Origin of the sequence: Kaistia nematophila (assembly GCF_026343855.1) — a bacterium.
Taxonomy (GTDB): Bacteria; Pseudomonadota; Alphaproteobacteria; order Rhizobiales; family Kaistiaceae; genus Kaistia; species Kaistia nematophila.
In genome coordinates, this window is sequence record NZ_JAPKNK010000003.1 from 156,726 (window position 1) to 177,168 (window position 20,443).

The 20,443-nt window shown below is 67.9% G+C and carries 15 protein-coding genes; 6 read left to right on the forward strand and 9 right to left on the reverse strand.

Annotated elements, in window-relative coordinates:
• Positions 1 to 679: 679 nt before the first annotated feature.
• The 3 genes from OSH07_RS09280 (at position 680) to OSH07_RS09290 (ending at position 8,764) form a co-directional block, all read left to right on the forward strand.
• Positions 680 to 7,006, forward strand: a complete 6,327-nt coding sequence (locus OSH07_RS09280; protein ID WP_266338357.1) for an apolipoprotein A-IV repeat region-like domain-containing protein — start codon at positions 680 to 682, stop codon at positions 7,004 to 7,006.
• A 256-nt stretch (positions 7,007 to 7,262) separates the two neighbouring features.
• Entirely contained in the window at positions 7,263 to 8,504 is a 1,242-nt protein-coding gene (locus tag OSH07_RS09285; protein ID WP_266338358.1) for an MFS transporter, read from the forward strand.
• Positions 8,505 to 8,611: 107 nt separating this feature from the next.
• Positions 8,612 to 8,764 carry a DUF3309 family protein gene (locus OSH07_RS09290; protein WP_266338359.1) on the forward strand — a complete coding sequence of 51 codons (153 nt, stop codon included), beginning with the start codon at positions 8,612 to 8,614 and terminating at the stop codon, positions 8,762 to 8,764.
• 77 nt (positions 8,765 to 8,841) lie between these two features.
• On the opposite strand, the gene OSH07_RS09295 is transcribed toward OSH07_RS09290, so the two are convergent.
• The 9 genes from OSH07_RS09295 to OSH07_RS09335 form a co-directional block, all read right to left on the reverse strand.
• Positions 8,842 to 9,663, reverse strand: coding sequence for a creatininase family protein (locus tag OSH07_RS09295; RefSeq protein ID WP_266338360.1), 822 nt, complete (start codon positions 9,661 to 9,663; stop codon positions 8,842 to 8,844).
• Between the two features lie 2 nt (positions 9,664 to 9,665).
• Positions 9,666 to 10,742 (reverse strand): ADP-ribosylglycohydrolase family protein, encoded by a 1,077-nt coding sequence (locus OSH07_RS09300; protein WP_266338361.1) that lies wholly within the window; start codon positions 10,740 to 10,742, stop codon positions 9,666 to 9,668.
• A gap of 4 nt (positions 10,743 to 10,746) precedes the next feature.
• The gene (locus tag OSH07_RS09305; RefSeq protein WP_266338362.1) at positions 10,747 to 11,685 is read right to left on the reverse strand and encodes a carbohydrate kinase family protein; all 939 of its coding nucleotides are present in this window, start codon (positions 11,683 to 11,685) and stop codon (positions 10,747 to 10,749) included.
• Positions 11,682 to 12,779, reverse strand: coding sequence for an ABC transporter ATP-binding protein (locus OSH07_RS09310; protein ID WP_266338363.1), 1,098 nt, complete (start codon positions 12,777 to 12,779; stop codon positions 11,682 to 11,684). Before OSH07_RS09310 ends, OSH07_RS09305 begins: the two co-directional genes overlap by 4 nt.
• Positions 12,776 to 13,597 carry a nucleoside phosphorylase gene (locus tag OSH07_RS09315; RefSeq protein ID WP_266338364.1) on the reverse strand — a complete coding sequence of 274 codons (822 nt, stop codon included), beginning with the start codon at positions 13,595 to 13,597 and terminating at the stop codon, positions 12,776 to 12,778. Before OSH07_RS09315 ends, OSH07_RS09310 begins: the two co-directional genes overlap by 4 nt.
• 8 nt (positions 13,598 to 13,605) lie before the next feature.
• Complete coding sequence (locus OSH07_RS09320) at positions 13,606 to 14,403, reverse strand: ABC transporter permease (protein WP_266338365.1); 798 nt, start codon at positions 14,401 to 14,403, stop codon at positions 13,606 to 13,608.
• Positions 14,400 to 15,254 carry an ABC transporter permease gene (locus OSH07_RS09325; RefSeq protein ID WP_266338366.1) on the reverse strand — a complete coding sequence of 285 codons (855 nt, stop codon included), beginning with the start codon at positions 15,252 to 15,254 and terminating at the stop codon, positions 14,400 to 14,402. The genes OSH07_RS09320 and OSH07_RS09325 overlap by 4 nt, the downstream gene beginning before the upstream one ends.
• A gap of 141 nt (positions 15,255 to 15,395) precedes the next feature.
• A complete protein-coding gene (locus OSH07_RS09330) occupies positions 15,396 to 16,388 on the reverse strand; it encodes an extracellular solute-binding protein (RefSeq protein ID WP_266338367.1) in 993 nt (330 codons plus the stop codon).
• Between the two features lie 137 nt (positions 16,389 to 16,525).
• Positions 16,526 to 17,512: a LysR family transcriptional regulator gene (locus OSH07_RS09335; RefSeq protein WP_266338368.1), complete on the reverse strand. Its 987-nt coding sequence runs from the start codon at positions 17,510 to 17,512 to the stop codon at positions 16,526 to 16,528.
• Positions 17,513 to 17,619: 107 nt separating this feature from the next.
• On the opposite strand from OSH07_RS09335, the gene OSH07_RS09340 reads away from it, so the two are divergent.
• From OSH07_RS09340 to OSH07_RS09350, 3 genes are read left to right on the forward strand one after another with little or no spacing between them, the layout of a single operon-like run.
• Positions 17,620 to 19,173, forward strand: a complete 1,554-nt coding sequence (locus tag OSH07_RS09340) for an amidohydrolase family protein (protein ID WP_266338369.1) — start codon at positions 17,620 to 17,622, stop codon at positions 19,171 to 19,173.
• Positions 19,174 to 19,195: 22 nt separating this feature from the next.
• On the forward strand, positions 19,196 to 19,621 hold the full coding sequence (locus OSH07_RS09345) for a cupin domain-containing protein (protein ID WP_266338370.1): 426 nt from the start codon (positions 19,196 to 19,198) through the stop codon (positions 19,619 to 19,621).
• Between the two features lie 2 nt (positions 19,622 to 19,623).
• A complete protein-coding gene (locus OSH07_RS09350; RefSeq protein ID WP_266338371.1) occupies positions 19,624 to 20,415 on the forward strand; it encodes a cysteine hydrolase family protein in 792 nt (263 codons plus the stop codon).
• The last annotated feature ends 28 nt before the right edge of the window (positions 20,416 to 20,443 follow it).

The following is a 20,443-nucleotide window of genomic DNA, read 5'->3' on the forward strand; positions in this document are numbered from 1 at the left end:
GATATGGCGAGGGCGTGCCAAGGGCCGCGGTGACGCGGGCGCCCCCAGCGGCGAAAGGCAGGAATTCTGCCGCCTTGGTTAACGGCAATGGCGCGACCGGGGCCGGTTCCGTTTCGGAGCAGAATTTCCGTTCGCCGCGGCCACCCAGGTCCTGTCTAGCCTGCCGTGCCCGACCGGCCGGAAAGCAAATCGCGCATTATTCATTTCAGATGCAAGCAAAAATCGTCCTAAATTCTCGACATCGACAGATCGAGACCTACGAAATCCGCCGGACTGGCGATATCGAGCCAACATCAGGCCAACGATAACGTCGATGTGAGCAGCGTTGCGCCGCTAGGATCCGGAAAACGACTTCGAATCATATCGCGTCTGCTGGCAGCGGACCGCGCAGCATTCGCAATGAAAGCCGTCAATACCTTGTTAACAATTTCAGGCCGAAAGCCGTACTTTCTTGTACCCCTGCCCCGAATGTGCCAAAAGGTGGGGCTACGGGCAAGGGTGTGAAGGCCGATCTGGGACGCGAGTATTGCGGCTCCGGGGGACGGGCTGATCTACGGGTCGTGGCAATCTCGGCGCACGTATCAAGCGCTAGCTGTGTCCTGGAAGCATCCTCGTGCTTTTGACGGGTCTCCCGTCGGAGCGGCCGACAAAGTATCGAGTACGGACGCGAGGCTAGAAAATGGCGAATACCCCGAAGTCCAAGGACCCGGTGGATGCAGCGCTCACCGCCGTAGAGGAGGCGCTCCGGATCGATTTCGACGCTCCGGCGGCGGCCAACCCACGGACACAGGCCACAGGCGCTCCGCGGGATCGCCGGCTCGAACCGCCAAGGCTTCAGGAAGCGCCCCGCAAGGGCGACGCCCCGCGCCGCGCCGACGCGCCGCGCAAGGTCGATGCGCCGCCGGCCGCGGCGAACCGCCCCCTGCCCTCGCCGACCCGCACCGAAGAACCTGCCGCCTCGCCGCGCGGCCGCCAATCCGGCCGCAACAGCCGCATGCCCGCCAACGACGATCGCCGCGTCGGTGGCGCCTCGCTTCCCGCGCGCCGTCCGTCGCGCCTGATCTATCCGCTTGCCTCGCTGCTCTCGATCGCTTGGGTAGGCACCATTGCCGCCTATGTGAGCTCCGCCAATATCAGCCTGTTCTCCGGTGACGGCGCCGTCGGCTCTGCCCAGTTCACCAACATCGCGCTCGCCCTCGTGCTGCCGGTCGGCATCGTCTGGGGCATCGCCATGATGGTGGCCCGCGCCCAGGAAATGCGCATCGCCGCGCGCTCGATCTCCGATGTCGCCGCCCGCCTTTCCGAGCCCGAGGAAGCCGCCTCCGAGGCGGTCGTCACCGTCAGCCAGGCCATCCGTCGCGAAGTCGCCGCCATGGGCGACGGCATCGAGCGGGCGCTCGCCCGCGCCAGCGAACTGGAGCTGCTCGTCCACAACGAGGTGGCAGCCCTCGAACGCTCTTACTCCGACAATGAAGTCCGCATGCGCGGCCTGATCGACGACCTCGCCAACCAGCGCGAGGCGATCGTGATCAATTCGGAGCGCGTCCGCACTTCGATCGTCTCGGCGCAGGAATCGCTGTCGAAGGACCTCGGCGAGGCGAGCGAGCAGATCGCCGCCAACATCATCGGCTCCGGCGACCGCATCACCCAGGCCCTGGCCGGCCGCGGCGACAGCATCACCTCTGCACTCGGCACGGCCGGCGACGAGATGATCAACAAGCTGTCGCTGCGCGGCGAGGACCTGGTCAGCCGCCTGACCGGCGCCGCAACCGACGTCACCGAATCCTTCTCTCGCACCAGCGCCGAAGTCACGGACGTGCTGCTGGCGCGCAGCGCCGACATCAACGAGACGCTCGAGACGACCGGCCGCGCCATGGCCGAAACGGTCGCCGAGCGCGGCAGAGAGGTCAACGAGACGCTCGCCCGCGTCACCGAGGAGCTCACGGAAGGCCTCGACCGCCGCACCGCCGACATGACCCGCTCGATCTCCGTCACCGGCAACCAGGTGGCCGAGACGATCTCGATGCACACTCGCGAGGTGAATTCGGCGCTGAAGTCCAACGCCGACAGCCTGATCGTCGACCTCGCGCTGCGCGGCCAGGAGATCAACGACAAGCTGGACGAGACCGGCAACCGCATCGCCGACACCATCTCGGCCCGTGGCGGTGACCTGGCCGACCGCCTGGCGCTCACCGGCGACCGGATCCAGGACGCGATCGCCATCGACGGCAGCGCGCTCGCCGAGCGCCTGACCTCGGCCGGCGACATCATGGCGACGCTGATCGAGGCCCGCACGGCCGCATTGCGCGACACCATCGACGGCGCCTCCAACGCGGTCAACGAGACCTTCGACGCCCGTTCGGCCGAGCTGACCGAGCGCCTCGCCACCGTCGGCGGCGAAGTCGCCAAGGCGATCGCCGTGCGCGGCCTCAAGGTCAACGAGACGATCATCGCCTCCGGCAACGAAATCTCCGAGACGATCGCCTCGCGCGCCGGCCTGCTGCATGACCGCATCGTCGAGTCCGGCAAGCAGATCTCCGACACGATGGAGAGCCGCGGCACCGCCGTCTACGACCTGATCATCGAATCGAGCCAGCAGCTCGCCGACGCCATCGAGACGCGCGGCTCGGCCGTGCATCAGCGCATCCTGCATTCCGGCAACGAGATCGCCTCGACGATCGAGAGCCGCGGCACCGACATCCACGACCGCCTGGTCGCTTCGGGCAGCCGCTTCGCCGAGGAGATCGCGACCCGCGCCGAGAGCGCGCATCACCAGATCCTCAGCTCGGGCACGGACCTCGCCGACTCGATCGAGAGCCGAGCCAACGCCGTGCATGAGCGCATCCTCGCCTCGGGCACCGAGCTTTCGGCCGAGATCGAGCGCCGCGCCGGCGCTGCCCATGAGCGCATCGTTACTTCCGGCAGCAATCTCGCCGGCGAGATCGAGGCACGGGCGACCGCCGCGCATGAGCGCATCCTGTCGTCGGGCGCCAACCTCGCCGACGACATCGAGAGCCGCGCCGAGGCCGTCCACAAGAGCATCGTCGCTTCCGGCACCGAACTCGCCGACGCGATCGAAAGCCGCGCCCAGACCGTGCATCAGCGCATCCTGAGCTCCGGCACGGAGCTGGCGCAGGAGATCACCGACCGCGCCGATGCGGTCCACCAGAGCATCCTGGCCTCCGGCGCCGACATTTCTGGCGAGATCGAGCGCCACGGCCTCGACGCGCAGCAGCGCATCGTCAGCTCCGGCACCGACCTCGCCAGCGAGATGGCGAAGCGCGCCGACGCGTTGCACCAGCGCATCGTCGCCTCGGGCACCCAGCTCGCCGACGAGATCGAGAACCGCGCCTCGACCGTGCACCAGCGCGTCATCGAGGCCGGCTCGGGCCTGATCAACCAGATCGAGACCCGCACCGGCGCCGTGCATGAGCGCCTCGTCGCGGCCGGATCGGCCCTGATCGGCGACATCGCCAACCAGGCCAACCTCGCGCATGAGCAGATGCTCGAATCCGGCTCCGGCCTGGCCGACCAGATCGCCAACCAGGCGCTCACGGCGCATGGCCAGTTCCTGACCTCCGGCAATTCGCTGATCGGCGAACTGACGAGCCAGGCGCGCGCCGTGCACGAGGAGATCGTCACCTCCGGCACCGGGCTCGTCGACCAGATCGCCAGCCATGCCCGCATCGCGCATGAGCAGATCGTCAGCTCCGGCACCTCGCTCTCGGAAGAGATCGCGAGCCAGGCCCGCACGGCGCATGACCGCATCCTGACCTCCGGCTCCGACCTCGCCAACGAGATCGAAAGCCGCGCCAATGCCGCGCATGAGCGGATCCTGTCCTCGGGCAGCTCGCTTTCGGAAGAGATCGCGAGCCAGGCCCGCACGGCGCATGACCGCATCCTGACCTCGGGTTCCGACCTCGCCAACGAGATCGAGAGCCGCGCCAATGCCGTGCACGACCGGATCGTCTCGTCCGGCATGTCGCTCTCGGAAGAGATCGCGAGCCAGGCCCGCACCACGCATGACCGCATCCTCACCTCGGGTTCCGAGCTCGCCAACGAGATCGAGAACCGCGCGACCACCGTGCATGAGCGGATCATCGACACGTCGAGCCGTTTCGGCGACCTGATCAACGATCGCGGCCTCGCCATCGCAACCGGCCTGGACGAGCGCTTCGCGGCGCTGCGCGACATCATCGAAGTGCGCGGACCGGAGCTGGTCACCCGCTTCGCCGACCGCGCCAACCTGATGGACACGACGCTGGCCGACCGTCTGGAAGGCTTCGGCGATGCGATCGAATCGAAGATCGGCGCCGTCGCCGAAACGCTCGACAGCAACACTCGCCGCATCGACGAGGCGCTGGACGCCCGCTCGGCTCAAATCAACCAGACCCTGATCGAGCGCACGCGGAACATCGCCGAAGCGTTCTCGAACGGCCAGGCCGAGATCGGCTCCATCATCGACGACCGCCTGTCGGACGTCACCAACCGCCTCTCCGACCGGACGCAGGCGCTCTCGGACATGCTTTCCGAGCGCTGGCATTCGATCAACGAGACATTGGGCGAAAAGGCGGTCGAGGCGGCCAACAGCTTCGACGCCCGCGCGCTGCAGATGGACCAGATCCTCTCCAGCCGCCTGAGCGACATCAGCTCGACGCTCGGCCGTGAATCGGTCCGCGCCGCCGAGCAGATCGTCGGCTCGCTGTCAGAGGCGACCGAACAGCTCGTCGCCGCGTCGACCACGACCAGCGGCGCGCTGCGCGCCTCGGCCAATGACGCCTCGCAGACCATGACGCTGTCGGCCGCGGAAGCGACGCAGGTGTTCACGCAGTCGGCGGCCGAAGCGACCCAGGCTCTGTCGCACTCGCTCGAAAGCGCCTCGCAGACCCTCGCCCGCTCGGCGGCCAACGCATCCGAGAGCGTCTCGCTCTCGGCCTCGCAGGCGTCCGAAGCGCTGTCGCAAGTCGCGAGCTCGACGGTCGACCTGCTGTCGACCTCCAGCGCCGACGCGGCCGGGCATCTGTCGCGGGTTTCCGCCGAGGCGGCCGAGCAGATCTCGCGTGTTTCGCTCGAGGTCGAGCAGAGCCTGGGCGGTCGCGCCATGAACACGGCCAGCGCCCTCGAGGAGCGGACGCGCGCCTTCAACGCGGTGCTCGAGACCCGCAGCGCCGAGCTGGCGCAGCTGCTTGACGGCGAAGGCAACCGCCTGGTCGCCGCCATCGACCAGCGCAGCACGGACCTCAGCAGCACCGTCGCCAATGCCGGCGACACCATCGTCGACCTGCTGTCGACCAAGGGTTCGGAGATCGTCTCGATGGTGCTGTCGCGCACCGACGAGGCCGCCCGCGCCCTCATCGACAGCGGCGAGACGGTCTCGCGCAGCTTCGGCTCCACCAATGAGCGCCTGCGCACCGACGTGGCCGGCATTGTCGACCGCCTGTCGCAGTCGAACGAGATGCTGAACGCGCTGCTGACCCGCACGACCGAGAACCTGAACCAGATCGAGACCGACCTGGCCGCCCGCACCGGCGAGTTCGCCCAGGCGATTGAGCAGGCGATCGGCGGCACGCAGAATTCCTCGACCCTGCTCGCTTCTCAGGTCGAGATGCTGCGTGACGTCTCGAAGGACGTGCTGGAAAATGTCGGCGCCATCGCCGGCCGCTTCGAGGACCAGGGCCGTTCGCTCAGCCTCGCCGCGAGCTCGCTCAGCGCCGCCAACAGTGAGGTCGAGACCTCGATCGAGCAGCGCCGCGTCGCGCTCGACCAGCTGGCCCAGAGCCTGGCCGCCCGCTCGGCGGACCTCGACGGCGTGATGCGCACCTTCACCGAGACCGTGAACAGCTCGCTGAAGGAAGCAGAGGAACGCGCCGCCGAAGTCGCCAAGACGCTTGCCCGTTCGAGCGAGGCCGCCGCCAAGGGCGTGCTCGAGAACCTCGAGGGCATGCAGGCGACCGCCAGCAGCGAGAGCCTGAAGGCCGCCAACGTCGTCCGCGAGGCCAACCGCGCGCTGATGGACGACATGGCAGCCGTGGTCGCCCAGGCGACCAAGCAGTTCTCGGCCGCGACCGACGAAATGCGTTCGGCCGCCAAGGAGATGCAGCAGGACCTCGAGACCACCCGCACCGAACTGAAGCGCGGCGTGCTCGAACTGCCGGCAGAGACCCGCGAGAGCGCGGACGCCATGCGCCGCGTCGTCACCGACCAGCTGAAGGCGCTGACCGAGCTCTCCGACATCGTCGGCAAGCACGGCAAGTCGCTTGACGTCTCGGTCCCTGGCACGCCGGCTCCGGCCCCGCGCGGCCGTGTCGCCGAGGCGGGTCCCGCCGCCTTCGCACGGCCGCAGCCGGTCGCCGCCCAGGCGGTTCGCCAGCCCGAGCCGGTTCGCGCCGTCGCTCCGGCCCCGGCGCCGCAGCGGCCGGCCGCTGCCGCCCGCCCGGCGACGGTCGAGGCCGCCCGCCCGGCCGCCCAGGTCCAGGCCCCTGCCCCGACCCCGGTGCGCCAGCCGGCACAGCCGACCCGCACGGAGGCAAAGCCCGCTCCGGCCGCCGGGCAGGCCGAGCCGCGCGGCTGGGTCTCCGACCTGCTGCGCCGTGCCTCGCGCGACGAGGACCAGACTGCCGCCGCCCCGGCCGAACGTCGCGAAGCAGCGGCCCCGGCCGCAGGCAACGGCGCTTCGCTCGGCAATCTCTCGACCGACATCGCCCGGGCGATCGACCCGCGCGCGGCGGCCGAGCTCTGGGAGCGCCACCACCGCGGCGAGAAGAACGTCTTCACCCGCCGCCTCTACACGCTGGCGGGCCAGCAGACCTTCGACGAGATCCGTCGCAAGTATCAGGGCGAAGCGGACTTCAAGGCGGCGGTCGATCGCTATGTCGGCGATTTCGAGCGCCTGCTGAAGGAAGTGGCCCGCAACGGCCAGGACGCTTCGGCGAGCAGCGCCTATCTCGTCTCCGACACCGGCAAGGTCTATACGATGCTCGCCCATGCGAGCGGCCGGTTCGACTGATCGGTCGAACCCAATCGAAATCCGGAGGGGCGCGGTGCCAACCGCGCCCTTTTCATTTCGAGGACCTGCTTTTCGGCCGACCTGCTTTTCGGCGATGTAGATGCGGCCAGAAGGTCACAAACCGCGCTTGCGAACGCTTTGGCCACGGTTACGGCTTGTCGCGGCCGAGACCGACCCTGTAGACAGGCATTCTTCCCCCCGCCGCCCATCCCCCGGGCCGCATCCTGCCGAACCGAGGTCTGGACCTCCGCATTTCATGCCCGACACAACGGCCGCACACCGGCGCAAGAGCTTTGGCGCCTTTCAGCATCGCGGATTTCTCTTCTATTGGCTGTCCCGCCTCTGCGCGACCTTCGCGGTCAACATCGTCAGCGTCTCGGTCGGCTGGCAGGTCTATGACCTGACGCGCGATCCGTTCGATCTCGGCCTGATCGGCCTGGTGCAGTTCCTGCCGGCGCTGCTCCTGGTGCTGGTCACCGGCTCGGTCGCCGACCGCTACAACCGGCGCATGATCATGGCGCTCTGCCTCGCCGGCGAGGCGCTCGCCGTGCTGGCGCTGCTCGCCTTCACCGTCTCGGGCAGCGAGCGGGTTACCATCGTCTTCGGCGTGCTGCTTTTCTTCGGCATCGTCCGCGCCTTCATGGGGCCGGCGCAGCAATCGCTCGCGCCCAACCTGGTGCCGACTCAGGACCTCGCCAGTGCCATCGCCTGGAACTCGTCCGCCTGGCAGATCGCCACCATCGTCGGCCCGGTCGCCGGCGGCCTGCTCTACGGCGTCGCGCCGGAAGCCTCCTATGGCGTCGCGCTGGTCATGATGATCCTCGGCGCAATCCTCATCCTGCTGGTGCCGAAGCCGGCCCAGAAGATCCTCGGCGACAAGGCGAGCTGGGAAACGGTGATCGCCGGCTTCCGCTATGTCTGGAAGGAGAAGATCGTGCTCGGCGCGATCTCGCTCGACCTCTTCGCCGTGCTGCTCGGCGGCGCCACGGCGCTGATGCCGGTATTCGCCCGTGACATCCTCGAGGTCGGGCCGTGGGGCCTCGGCCTACTGCGCGCCGCACCCGCCGTCGGCGCGCTGACGGTGGCGGCCTGGCTCGCCTTCCATCCGATCCGCAACCACGCCGGCCTGCTGCTTTTCGCCTTCGTGACGATGTTCGGCCTCACCACCATCGTCTTCGGCCTGTCCAGCATCGTCTGGCTCTCGGTCGTCGCGCTCGTGCTGATGGGCGCCAGCGACATGGTCAGCGTCTATATCCGCGAGACGCTCATCCAGCTCTGGACGCCGGACGCCGTGCGCGGCCGGGTGAACGCCGTCAACATGGTGTTCGTCGGCGCTTCCAACGAACTCGGCGAGTTCCGGGCCGGCATGTCGGCCGCCGCCTTTGGCGCCGTCGCCGCCGTGGTCATCGGTGGCGCCGGCACCGTGGCGATCGCGGCACTATGGTCCCGCTTCTTCCCGGATCTGCGCCGCGCCCGCCATCTCGACGGCCGGACCTAAGAAAGAATGCCCGGACGGGAGGGCTCGGCAGCGTCGCCGCCCCTCCCGCACGGAACCGGATTGCGCGCCCCGCATTGGATTGTCGAACGTCCAAACGGGGAGCTGACATGAGCACGATACTTCTCATCCTGATCGTGATCCTGCTGATCGCGGCGCTGCCGAGCTGGCCCTACAGTTCCGGCTGGGGCTACTACCCCAGCGGCGGCCTCGGCCTGATCCTGATCATCCTTCTGGTGCTGCTGCTGCTCGGCCGGATCTAGCTTCCGCACTACAGACTGAATCCATCGGGGGCGTCCGGCGCGACTTTCCTTTCGCCGGGCGCCCCCTTCTCATTGCCTCAACGGCCATCGCCATAGACGGGCGCGACCTTGCCGATATCGGCGATCAGCGTCGCCAGCTTGGTCGCGAGGTGATCGAGCAGCAGACGTCCCTTTTCGGCCGTGGCGATGGAGGCGTCGCCGGTCGCGCCGCTCGGCTGCAGGTCCTGCGCCTTCCAGCCGAAGCCGCCCATCCGCCCGCCGCCGGGATTCGCGGAGAACTGGCTGACCACGGTATCGAGCGCGATCGAGCGCGAGGCGAAATTGTCGCTGAACGGCATGCGCACGAGATCGGGGCGCAGATGCAGCATCAGGCTGGTCTCGATCGCGCCGGCATGCATGCCATGCGTGATCTCCTCGTCGGTGAAGAGACCTTCGGGATAGCCGCCATCGAACCAGGAGGCGTAGGCGGCGAAGAAGCCGTGCTTCACGCGCAGATCGAGGGTGACGGGCGCGAGCAGGCCCGACTGGCCGCCATGGCTGTTGAAGATGAGCAGCCGGCGGACCGGCGTGTTGGCGAGGCAGGCGAGCAGTTCCGTCCAGATCTGCATCAGCCGCGTCGGTGTCTGCGACAGGCTGCCAGCGAAATCGAGATGTTCCTGCGAAGTGCCGACCGTCTGTTCGGGCAGGATCAGCACCGGCACGTCGCTGGGCAGAAGCTCGAGCATGCGCGCGAGAATGCCGCGATTGATATAGGCGTCGGTGCCGAGCGGCATGTGCGGGCCGTGCTGCTCGACGGCGGAGACCGGCAGCAACGCCACGGTCTCGGGCGGCAGCGCCGCCGCCTCGACCGTCGTCAGTTCCGTCCATAGGCGCGAGGCAGGCAGGGTGGCATATGTCATGGTCAGGCGGCCTTTCCGGGAAACAGGGCGGCGGTGAACGCATTGGCAAACTGCCGGAGGTCGAGCCCGTTGGCGCTCTCGACCTCGGCCAGTATAGCGGGCGGAACCGCCTCGCCATCCTGCCACCATGCGGCCGCCACCGCGCCGGCGATCATGGCGATCGTGTCGCTGTCATTGCCGCCATTGACGGCGGCGACGATCGCTTCCCACGGATTGCCGCTGGCGGCAATGACGAGCCCGAAGGCATGCGGCACGGCCTCGGCCATGGCGACGCCATTGCCGACGACGTCGGTCAGTTCGGCGGCGGCTCCCGCGAGATCGCCGCGATGGGCCTCGCCGATGCCGACCGCGAGATCGAGGCGGCGGCGAATGCCCGGTCCGCCGACGACGCGGCCGTTGGTGCGGGCATAAGCTTCGCCTGCCACGATGCCACGATGCGCCGCCTCGATCATCGCCGCTTCGGCGGCGCCCCCCGTCAGGCCCGATGTGAGCCCGACCGCGATCGATGCGGCGACAGCGCCGGCGCCGGCATAGGCGATCTGGGTGTTGTGGGTCGGCGCGGACAGGATCGCGGCGAGTTCGGCCGCGCCGACCGAATCGCCCGGACGGGCGCAACCGGCGGCTGGCGCCCGCATCGCGCCGCCATTCGACGTTCCATAGGTGCAGGAATAGACGGCGGGGCTGGCGACGATGGCAGGCTCGACGCCGGCACGAAGCTGCTCGACGGCGAGCCGCGTCGTCGGCCCGGCGAAGCGGCGGAACACCTCCTCGTCGGAAGCCCAGTCGAGGATGCCGGCGACCGCGTCGGCGACCGTCGGCCTACCGTTCGTGGCGATCAGCCGGCGCGCCATGGCCAGCATCTGGGTGGCGTCGTCGGTCAGCTTGCCCCGGGCGAGACCGAGCGCGAACTGGGCGCGCGGCGGCGGATCGCGCAGCTCGCGCACCGGGCCGCCGAACACGGCAAGCACCTCGTCGGGATGCATGCATTCGGTCGCTGCCCCCAGCGCGTCGCCGACGCAGGCGCCGGCGAAGACGCGGCCGATACGCTCGGAAAGCGGCAGGTTTGCCATCATCGTCATTCCATCAAACTCCAACTGGCTCGTTCTTCAGCGTGCGAGCCGCCGCCTGCACGGCCTTCCAGTCCGTCTCGCCGCCGCCGAGATAGACGCCGGCGGCAGCGACGGCCTGGCGCAGCGCCAGATCAAAGGAAGCGCCGCCGAGCAGCGCATGGACCAGGCCGGCGAGGAACCGGTCGCTGGCTCCCGTGGTGTCGCGCGGCTTCACGGGCAGCGCGGCTATGCGGAAGGTCTCCTCGCCCTTGGCGGCGACAACGCCCTGCGCACCGAGCGTCACGCAGATGGCGTTGCCGTCGACCTGCAGCGATCTTGCGAGCGCAAGCGCCGCATCGATATCGGGCTCGATGCCCTTGTCTTCGGCGAAGGCGCGCAGGATCTGGCTGTTGGTGGTGACGATGTCGGCCGAGGCGATCGCGGCGCGGGCGGCATCCCAGCCCCAGCGCTGCAGTTCCGGCCATTCGACATCGAGCACCGTCTTCGCTCCGGCGGCCCGCGCCCTGGCGAACGCAGCCGGCACGGCTTCGGGATGAAACAGGTTCGACGTCACGACGTCGCCGGCGGCAGGCTGGAGCCTCGAGCCGATGGTCGCCAGCACCGGCTCGGCGATCGGATCGATCAGGATCGCCCGCTCGCCGTTCGGATCGACCAGGATGATGGTCGCGCCGGTGGCGAGGTCCGGCACGATCTCGATCGCCTCGGAGCCGATGCCGGCCTCGTTGACGCGCGCCAGCAGCGTCATGCCGACGGCGTCGTCGCCGATGACGGAGACGACCGAGACGCGCGTGCCCCAGCCGACCAGCGCCATGGCGCTGTTGCGCGGCGGACCACCGGCGGCCTCGCGCTTGCCGCCGATGAAGACCTTGTCGTCTGGACCGGGCAGCCGGTCGAGTTCGAGCACACGGTCGAGCACCAGCGGGCCCATGCAATAGACATGCGGCATGCTCATGCGTCGCCTACCCGCGCGCCGCCATTGGCGTCGAACAGCATGACCGAGCCGGGATCGGGCAGAAGGCCGACGACGCTGCCGGTCTCCGGCGCCCTGCCCTGAAGCGCGACGGAGGCGCGCTGTCCGCCAATGTCGAGATGGACGAGGCGGTGGCCGCCGAGATATTCGGCCGAGCGCACCTCGGCGGGTATCGCCCCCGGCGCATCCACTGCCACGATCGACAATTGTTCGGGACGAAGCCCGACCAGGATCTCGAAGCGGCGGGCGAGTTGCAGCCTTGCCTCGACGGAGGCTTCCGGGTTCCAGGCAATTTCGCCGAAACGCCAGCCGCCGCCGCTGCGGGGATGGAGCTTCAGCAGATTGGCGGCGGGGCTGCCGACGAACGAGCCGACGAAGCTGGTCGCCGGCCGCTCATAGATCTCTTCGGGCGCCGCGAATTGCAGGATCCTGCCGCCCGACATGACGGCGACGCTGTCGGCCATGCTCATCGCCTCTTCCTGGTCGTGCGTCACCATCACGGTGGTCGCGCCGACCCGGTCGTGCAGTTCGCGGATATCGACGCGCACGCTCTTGCGCAGCACCGCGTCGAGATTGGAGAGCGGCTCGTCGAGCAGCAGCAGGCGCGGACGAATGGCGAGCGAGCGGGCAATCGCGACGCGCTGCTGCTGGCCGCCGGAAAGCTCGGACGGCATGCGGTCGCCATAGCCGCCGAGCTTGACCAGTTCCAGCGCTTCCTCGACGCGCAGCTTCGCATCCGCCTTCGGCATGTCGCGCATGTCGAGCCCGAAACGGACGTTCTGGTTGACCGTCATGTGCGGGAACAGCGCGTAGCTCTGGAACACGACGCCGATGTCGCGCCGGTGCGCCGGAACGCCGTTCAGCGCCTCGCCGGCAAGCTCGATGTTGCCACCGCTCGGCGCTTCCAGACCGGCGATCAGCTTCAGCAGCGTGGACTTGCCGCAGCCGCTCGGCCCCAGCAGGGCGACGAAGGCCCCCTTCGGGATCGCGATCGAGATGTCCTCGAGCACCCGCGTCTCGCCAAAGGTCTTGGAGACTTTGTCGATGCGGAGCTGGATGGGTTGCGGCGCCGTCATGCGACGGCCCCGCCCAATCTTGCGAGCGCGCCGAGGCCCACGAGGATCGCCTTGTTCTGGCCGGAGCCGGACTTGTGCGCCTCGCCTGTGACGACATTGTCGCCGACCGAGCAGACGGAGCCGCCGCGCCGGCCATAGAGGCTGCACAAGGTCAGGATCGCCGCGCTCTCGCGGTCGGTATTGAGGATGCCGGCCCGGCTCCAGTAGTCGATGATCTGCTTGTGCTCGTCCTGCAGGTAGCCGCCCGGGCCGGGCTTGCCCCAGCCGGTATATTCGCTGTCGCCGGAGCGGGTGATGCCGACATGATGCGGCGCGCCGATCGCCTCGGCTTCGGCCGCCATCGCCGCGACGATGCGGTAGTCGGCGACGGCCGGATACTCGACCTTCACATGCGCCTTGGTCATGCCCTCGTCGCGCACGGCGCCGGAGGAGATGACGACATCGCCGACCTTGACGTCGCGGCCCCAGCCGCCGCAGCCGCCGATGCGGATGACCGTGTCGCATTCGGTGTAGTTGAACAGGTCCATCAGCGCGAGCTCGGCCTCGGGGGAGCCGCTGCCGCCGAGCACGACACTGACCGGCACGTCGCGATAGCGGCCGGTATAGGTGGTGAACAGGCCGGTGCGCGCCACCATCTCGGCACCGTCGAGCAGGGCGACGATCGCATCCTCGTCGGCGCCCTCGCCCACCACCAGGGGATCCCGCACCGCGAGCACGACGGAGCGGGCGATCGTATCGGGCCGGAAGCCGGTCAGCGAGGGGATGCCGTCGCGCTCGAACTTCGGCATGCGGTCGAGATAGGGATAATTGTCTGTCATGGGATGTCTCACAGGTGCCGCGACCATTTCAGCGTGTATTCGCCGACGATCGCCGCGATCAGGATGACCGCAATGATGCCCGCACCGATCGCCAGCGTGATCGGATCGACGCCTTCGCTGCGAAGCTGGGCGTAGACGCGGACGGGAAACGTGATCCAGCGCGCCCCGGCAATCAGCGAGGAGACGATCACGTCGTTGAAGGAAACCAGCAGCGAGAAGGCGGCGCTGGTGATGAGGCCCGGCGTCGCGAGCGGGATCACGATGCGCCGGGCGACGCGCATCGGGCTGGCGCCGAGGCTCGCGGCCGCCGCTTCCAGCACCGGGTCGATGCGCTCGAAGGTCGAGTACATGATGCGGACGGTGTAGGGCACGGTGATCACGGCGTGGGCAAGCACAAGGCCTGCCAGCGTGCCGCTGAGGCCGAGGCGCGAATAGAGCTGCAGCAGGGCGATCGCCCAGACGATCAGCGGCAGGATCAGCGGCGCCAGCAGCACCACCTCGATCCAGCGCTTGCCCGGCGGATCGAAGCGCACCAGCGCGAAGGCGGCGAGCGATCCGGCGACGACCGAGAGCAGCGCCGAGATGACGGCGACCAGCGTGCTGACGCCCAGCGCGCTGCGATATTCGCCGCTCGAGGCCGCCGCCTCGAACCACTTGATCGAATAGGCCTGCGGCGGAAACCGGAAGAAGCGCGCCTCGTCGAACGAGGCAAGGATCAGGACGAGGATCGGCGCCAGCAGGAAGAGATAGGCGAGGACGGTCCAGGCGATCTGCGCGGTCCGGGCGAGTTTCGGTCCCCACATCATCGGGTCCTCCGGGCGGTGCGGCCGAGGCGGGCCGAGATCAGGAAGGCAAGGCCGAGGGCGACCAGCACGACGACGGCGAGCGTCGAGGCGAACGGCCAGTCGAGCACCAGCGAAGCCTGCTGGAAGGCGACCGTGCCGAAGGTGGCGATCTTGCCCTGCCCCATCACCTGCGGGGTGACGAAGGAGGTGAAGGCGGCGCAGAAGACCAGCACCGAGCCGGCCTTGATGCCGGGGGCGGCGAGCGGCAGCACGACGCGGCGCCAGACCGCGACCGGCGGCGCGCCGAGCGAGCGGGCAGCGGGTTCGAGATCGGTCGGCAGCCGCGACAGCGTATTGACCAGCGGCAGCACCATCAGCGGCAGGAAGGCCTGCACCATGCCGATGATCACGCCGGTCGTGGTGCCGAGGAATTTGACCGAGCTGTCGACGAGGCCGAGCATCTTCAGCGTGCCGTTGACGACGCCGAGCGGGCCGAGCAGGTGGATCATGCCAAGCGAGGGCAGCAGCGCGCCAGAGACGAGCGGCACCAGCAGCAGCGCCAGCAGCAGGCCCTTGGCCCGGCCGGAGCCGGTGGCGATCAGGCGGGCGACCGGCAGGCCGATGACCAGGCACAGCGCCGTCGAGACGGCGCTCAGGAGCACGGTGCGGCCGATCGCCTGGAAGAAGAAGGGATCGACGAAAAGTCGCCGGTAGTTCGCAAGCGAGAAGCCCTCGCCGAGCAGCAGCGATCCCGGCGGCTGCGTCTTGAAGCTGAAATAGACCAGCCAGACGAAGGGCAGCAGGAAGACAACGGCCGAGAGCAGGGTTGCCGGCAGCAGGAACGGAATGGCCTTGGTCGAAGCGCGCATCATGGGTCGGAAGGCCTTTCTTCTGCCGCCCGCATCGACAATCCGGGACGGGATGCGACGGGCCGGGCGGCGGTCTCTGGCGGGCGAATTCGCACGGGATCGGAGCCGGCCGGATCCCGAGGGACCCGGCCGGCGGCAGCGGCCTTACTGGCCGAGCACGTCCTTGTTCCAGCGCTGCGTCCAGTCGGCGCGCTGGGTGATGATGTAGGGCCAGTCGAGCGACAGCAGGCCCTTCACCTCGTCCGGCGTGTCGATGACGTCGGCCGAGACGGTCTCGGGAAGCTTCACGTTCTTGTTGGTCGGGCCGAAATAGAGCTCGGTCGCGTAGTCGGTCTGGTTCTGCACGCCAAGCGCCAGTTCGGCGAACTTCTTCGCCAGTTCCTGGTTGGGCGAGTTCTTGACCAGGCAGAGCATGTCGCGGACGAGCACCGGGCCGGGGCTCTTCGGGAACGAGAAGCCGATATCGGGATGCTGCTTCAGCGCCGAGAGGACATAGCCCGAGATCATCGGCGCCATGGCGACTTCGCCGGCATCCATCATCGCGAAGACTTCGTCGAGATTGGTGTAGGTGAGCGCGATCGGCTTCAGCTCGGCCGCCTTGGCGAAGGCGGCGTCCGCGTCATGCTCGTCCTTGCCGGCGAGACGGGCCGCGACGCCGAGCAGGCCGTCACCTTCGGAGCCGGGATAGCTGGAGAGGGCGATCTTGCCCTTGTATTCCGGCTTCCACATGTCCGCCCATTCCGGCGGGCTGGAAACCAGCTTCTTGTTGTAGGCGATGCCGAGGCCGACCAGCGACATGGCATAGCAGCCGTCGTTCATGCCGTCCCAGATCTGGGTATAGAGCGGGCTCGCCGGATCGGGCGCGTCGACGACGCCGTCCTTCAGCGCCTGCGGCGCCTCGTAGATGTTGAGGAAGGCGACATCCATCGTCGGATTGGCCTTCTCGGCATAGATGCGGGCGAGGCGATCGCCCGTACCGCCCAGAACCAGCTCGACCTTGGCGCCGGTTTCCTTTTCCAACGGCTCGACGACGTTCTTGCGCAGCAGGCGCTCGATGTCACCGCCCCAGACGCCGACGACCAGCGTCTTGCCCTTGAAGTCCTGCGCCATGACCGGCGCCGCAACCATGGTCGTCATCAGGCTTGTCGCCAACAGCGATGCGGCCAGACGACGGATCAGCTTTCCCTGCATATTCAGCGTCCTTCTTTTTTGTCCGATGGCGAATGATGGCCGGCATCGGAGGCAATCAAGAAGTGGGGTCAGGCTGATAGAGTCTATAAAATCGCCTTTATATCGAGATCGCCCCTTTTACGGGAATGTAGCGTCTCAAGACCGTTCAGTTCGCCGGCCACGCGACGAACTACGCTCCTGAGCCAACGATTACAGGGCGATTGATGCACACGTTCGTGCCAGAGCATGTAGAATTTCATGGAACCCAGCTCCGGCGGGGCCTCCACGAGTGCGAACGGCGCCTGGCTGGCCATCTGCTCAGCAAATGGGCGGCTGGACGTGAAGACGAGGTCGGTGCGCGCCAGCACCGGCGGCACCAGCGTGAACTCCGGAACGGTGAAGGCGATGCGGCGCTTGCAGTCGAGCTGCGCCAGCCGGCCGTCGACCGGGCTGATCGCAGCACTCGTGTGCGGCGTCGGCGAGAGATGGGCGAGGCCCAGATATTCTTCCATCGTCAGCGCCGACCGGCCCGCCATCGGGTGATCCGGCCGCATCACGAGCACCATGTCGGCATCGAGCAGCGGCGCCAGGCGCAGATTCTCGCGTGGCATCGGCCAGTTGCCGATGATCAGATCGATGTCGCCGGATTCGAGCTCGTTGAACATCTCGCGCTCGACCGGCGTCGCGCAGAACGAGACCATCATATTCGGCGCTTCCTGGCGCAGCAACTCGCCGATCCGCGGCATGAAAAAGGTGCCGAGGCAGTTGGCGGCATAGATGCGGATGGCGCGCGTGTCCTCCGCCGGGTCGAACGTCTCGGCCTCGCTTTCGAAAATGCCGTCGATCGCCATCAGGATACCGGACACCTGCCCGAGCAGCTCCGAGCCGCGCTCGGTCGGCACCAGCTTCGAGCCGCTGCGCACCAGCAGCGGATCCCCCAGGATTTCCCGCAGCCGCTTCAAGGCCTGGCTGACGCCGGGCTGGCTCTGGCCGAGCAGATCCGCCGCGCGCGACACGCTGCACTCGGTCAAGAGCACATGCAGGATCCGCATCAGGCGGACGTCAAGACCATGATCGTGATGGGGCTGCATGAATATCGGCCTTTCATCTTCGCGGTACCGGACCTCGCTCCCCCCGGCGGACAAGCATGATCCGTGCCGCCCGCGCCAATCGAACGAACACCAGGGACTAGAACAAGATGCCTCTTCTCATCCGCCAGGGACTGATCCGCACCAATGACGCCGCCGGCACCGTGCTGGAACGCGGCGACGTGCTCGTCGTCGGCGACCGGATCGCCGCGATCGGCGCGGACCTGTCGGCCGAGGCGGCGCAGCATCCCGAGCTCGAGATCATCGAGGCCGGAAACCGCATCGTCCTGCCCGGCTTCGTCGATGCACACATGCACTCGAATGAAGGCTTCGAGATGGGGCGGTACGACAACCTGCCGCTCGAGATCTGGCTGTCGGAGGTCTACCCGCCCTTCGGCGCGCCGACGCTGACCTGGCGCGAGCACTATCTGCGCGCCATGCTGGTCGGAATCGTCTCCGTCCGATCCGGCGTCACGGCGCTGCAGGACGACGTCATCAACATGGCCTTCACGCCGGACGCCGTCGACGCGACCGCGACCGCCTATCGCGATCTCGGCCTCAAGGGCTGGCTCACCGCCTCGATGTGGGACGAGGGTTTCCTGCAGAGCCTGCCCTTCCTGTCGCAGATCATGCCGGAGGACCTGAAGGCCCGGCTCGCGGCGCTGCACACGCCCGGACGCGCCGAGCAGATCCAGCTGTTCCAGGAACTGCACGGCAAGTGGCACGGCAAGGACGGCATGCGCATCATCCTCGGCCCCTGCGGTCCACAGCGCTGCTCGCCGGAACTGCTGGAGGAGGTCGCGACCCTGTCGCAGAGCATGGACCTGCCGATCCATTGCCATGTGCTGGAGACCAAGACGCAAGCTGTCACCGGCCAGGAGAAATACGGCAAGACGCTGCCGGCCTTCCTCGCCGATGTCGGCTGCATGACGCACCGCCTGACGATGAACCACGCGATCTGGCTGACCAATGACGACATCGCCATGATGGGCGACGTCGGCGCCTCGATCACGCACAACCCGCTCGCCAATCTGAAGCTCGGCTCCGGCGTCGCGCCGGTGCGCAAGCTGAAGAATGCCGGCGTCAATGTCGCGCTCGGCTGCGACGGCGTCGCGTCTGCCGATTCCGCCGACATCTTCCAGGCGATCAAGGCGGCGGCCGGTATCCACAAGATCGGCACGCATGATTACCGCCAGTGGGTCTCGGCGCATGAGGTCTACGAGATGGCGACCACCAATGCAGCGCGCTCCGGCATGATGCAGGACGAGGTCGCCTCGATCGAAATCGGCAAGAAGGCTGATCTGATCCTGCTCGACCGCTACGACTGGGGCTTCCTGCCGCTGCACGATCCGATCAACCAGATCGCCTTCAGCGTCAATTCCGACGCCGTGCAGACCTCGATCGTCGACGGCCGCGTCGTCATGCGCGACCGCAAGCTGGCCCTGATCGACGAGGATGCGATCCGCGCCGAGATCTCGGAAACGGCCGAGCGCTTCCGCCGCGACTATTGCCCGGCCATGAGCGAGGGCGCCGCCATCGTCCGCCCCTGGCTCGACCAGATGCACGAGATGGCGACCAGCCGCACCGTTCCGGCCGGCCACCTGCCGCTCCGCATGTCGCCGAGCGATGCAAGGGATCGCGGCTATCCGGCCGCCGCCGAATAATCCAGCCAAGGGACCAACCGACATGAAGACCTTCAGCTTCGAGACGGCGGCGACCGCCACAGCGTTCCAGATCGCCCCGACCGACACCAACTATTTCGCCATCCTGTTCGACGGCGAGAAGGACGGCATCGACAACATCTTCGTCATCGAGATCTTCAACCGCGGCGGCGCCACGCCGCCGAACGAGCATTCCGACGCGCACGAGTTCTTCTACGTGCTGCATGGCGAGGGCATCGCCCGCTGCGGCGACAAGGAGATGCCTATCAAGAAGGGCGACGCGCTGCTGCTCAATCCCGGCAACGAGCACGTCGTCCGCAACACCGGCGACAGCAAGCTCTACACGCTGACGGTGATGACTCCGAACCAGGATTTCGCCGAGCTGATCCGTTCCGGCACCCCGGTCGAGCTCGACGAGGAAGACATCGCCGTCCTGACCGGGAAGGCATGAGCATGACCGGCGACGCAGCGCTCCGCCCGCTCGGCTCCAGCCCGCGCAACCGCTGGCAGGTCGACGCCGCGAGGGCCGATCTGGTGCGCCAGCCGGCTCCCTCGCGACCCATCCGCGTGGATGCGGGCAACAAGGAGATCACGCTCGATCTCGCCCGCACCGCCATCGTCGTCATCGACATGCAGAACGACTTCTGCCACCCGGAGGGCTGGCTCGCCCATATCGGCGTCGACGTGACGCCGGCGCGCGCGCCGATCGAACCGCTGCAGAAGCTGTTGCCGGCGCTGCGGGCGGAAGACGTGCCGGTGATCTGGCTGAACTGGGGCAACCGCCCGGACAGGCTCAACCTCTCGCCGGCCCTGCTGCACGTCTATAATGGCGACGGCGCCAGCGTCGGCCTCGGCGACCCGCTGCCGGAAAGCGGCGCGCATGTGCTGGAACTCGGCAGTTGGTCCGCCGCGACCGTCGACGAGCTGGTGGCGGAACCGGGCGACATCCATGTCGCCAAATACCGGATGTCCGGCTTCGTCGACACGCCGCTCGACAGCATCCTGCGCAATCTCGACATCACCACGGTGCTGTTCGCCGGCGTCAATGCCGACCAGTGCGTGCTCTGCACCCTGCAGGACGCGAATTTCCGCGGCTATGACACGATCCTGCTCGAGGACTGCTCGGCAACGACCTCGCCGGACTTCTGCATGCAGGCGACGGTCTACAACGTCCGGCAGTGCTTCGGCTTCGTCGTCGATTCCGCAAATCTGCTCGCCGGACTCGACGAGGCAACCGGTTCATAGCCGCGGCTCGACCGAGTGATTGCGATCG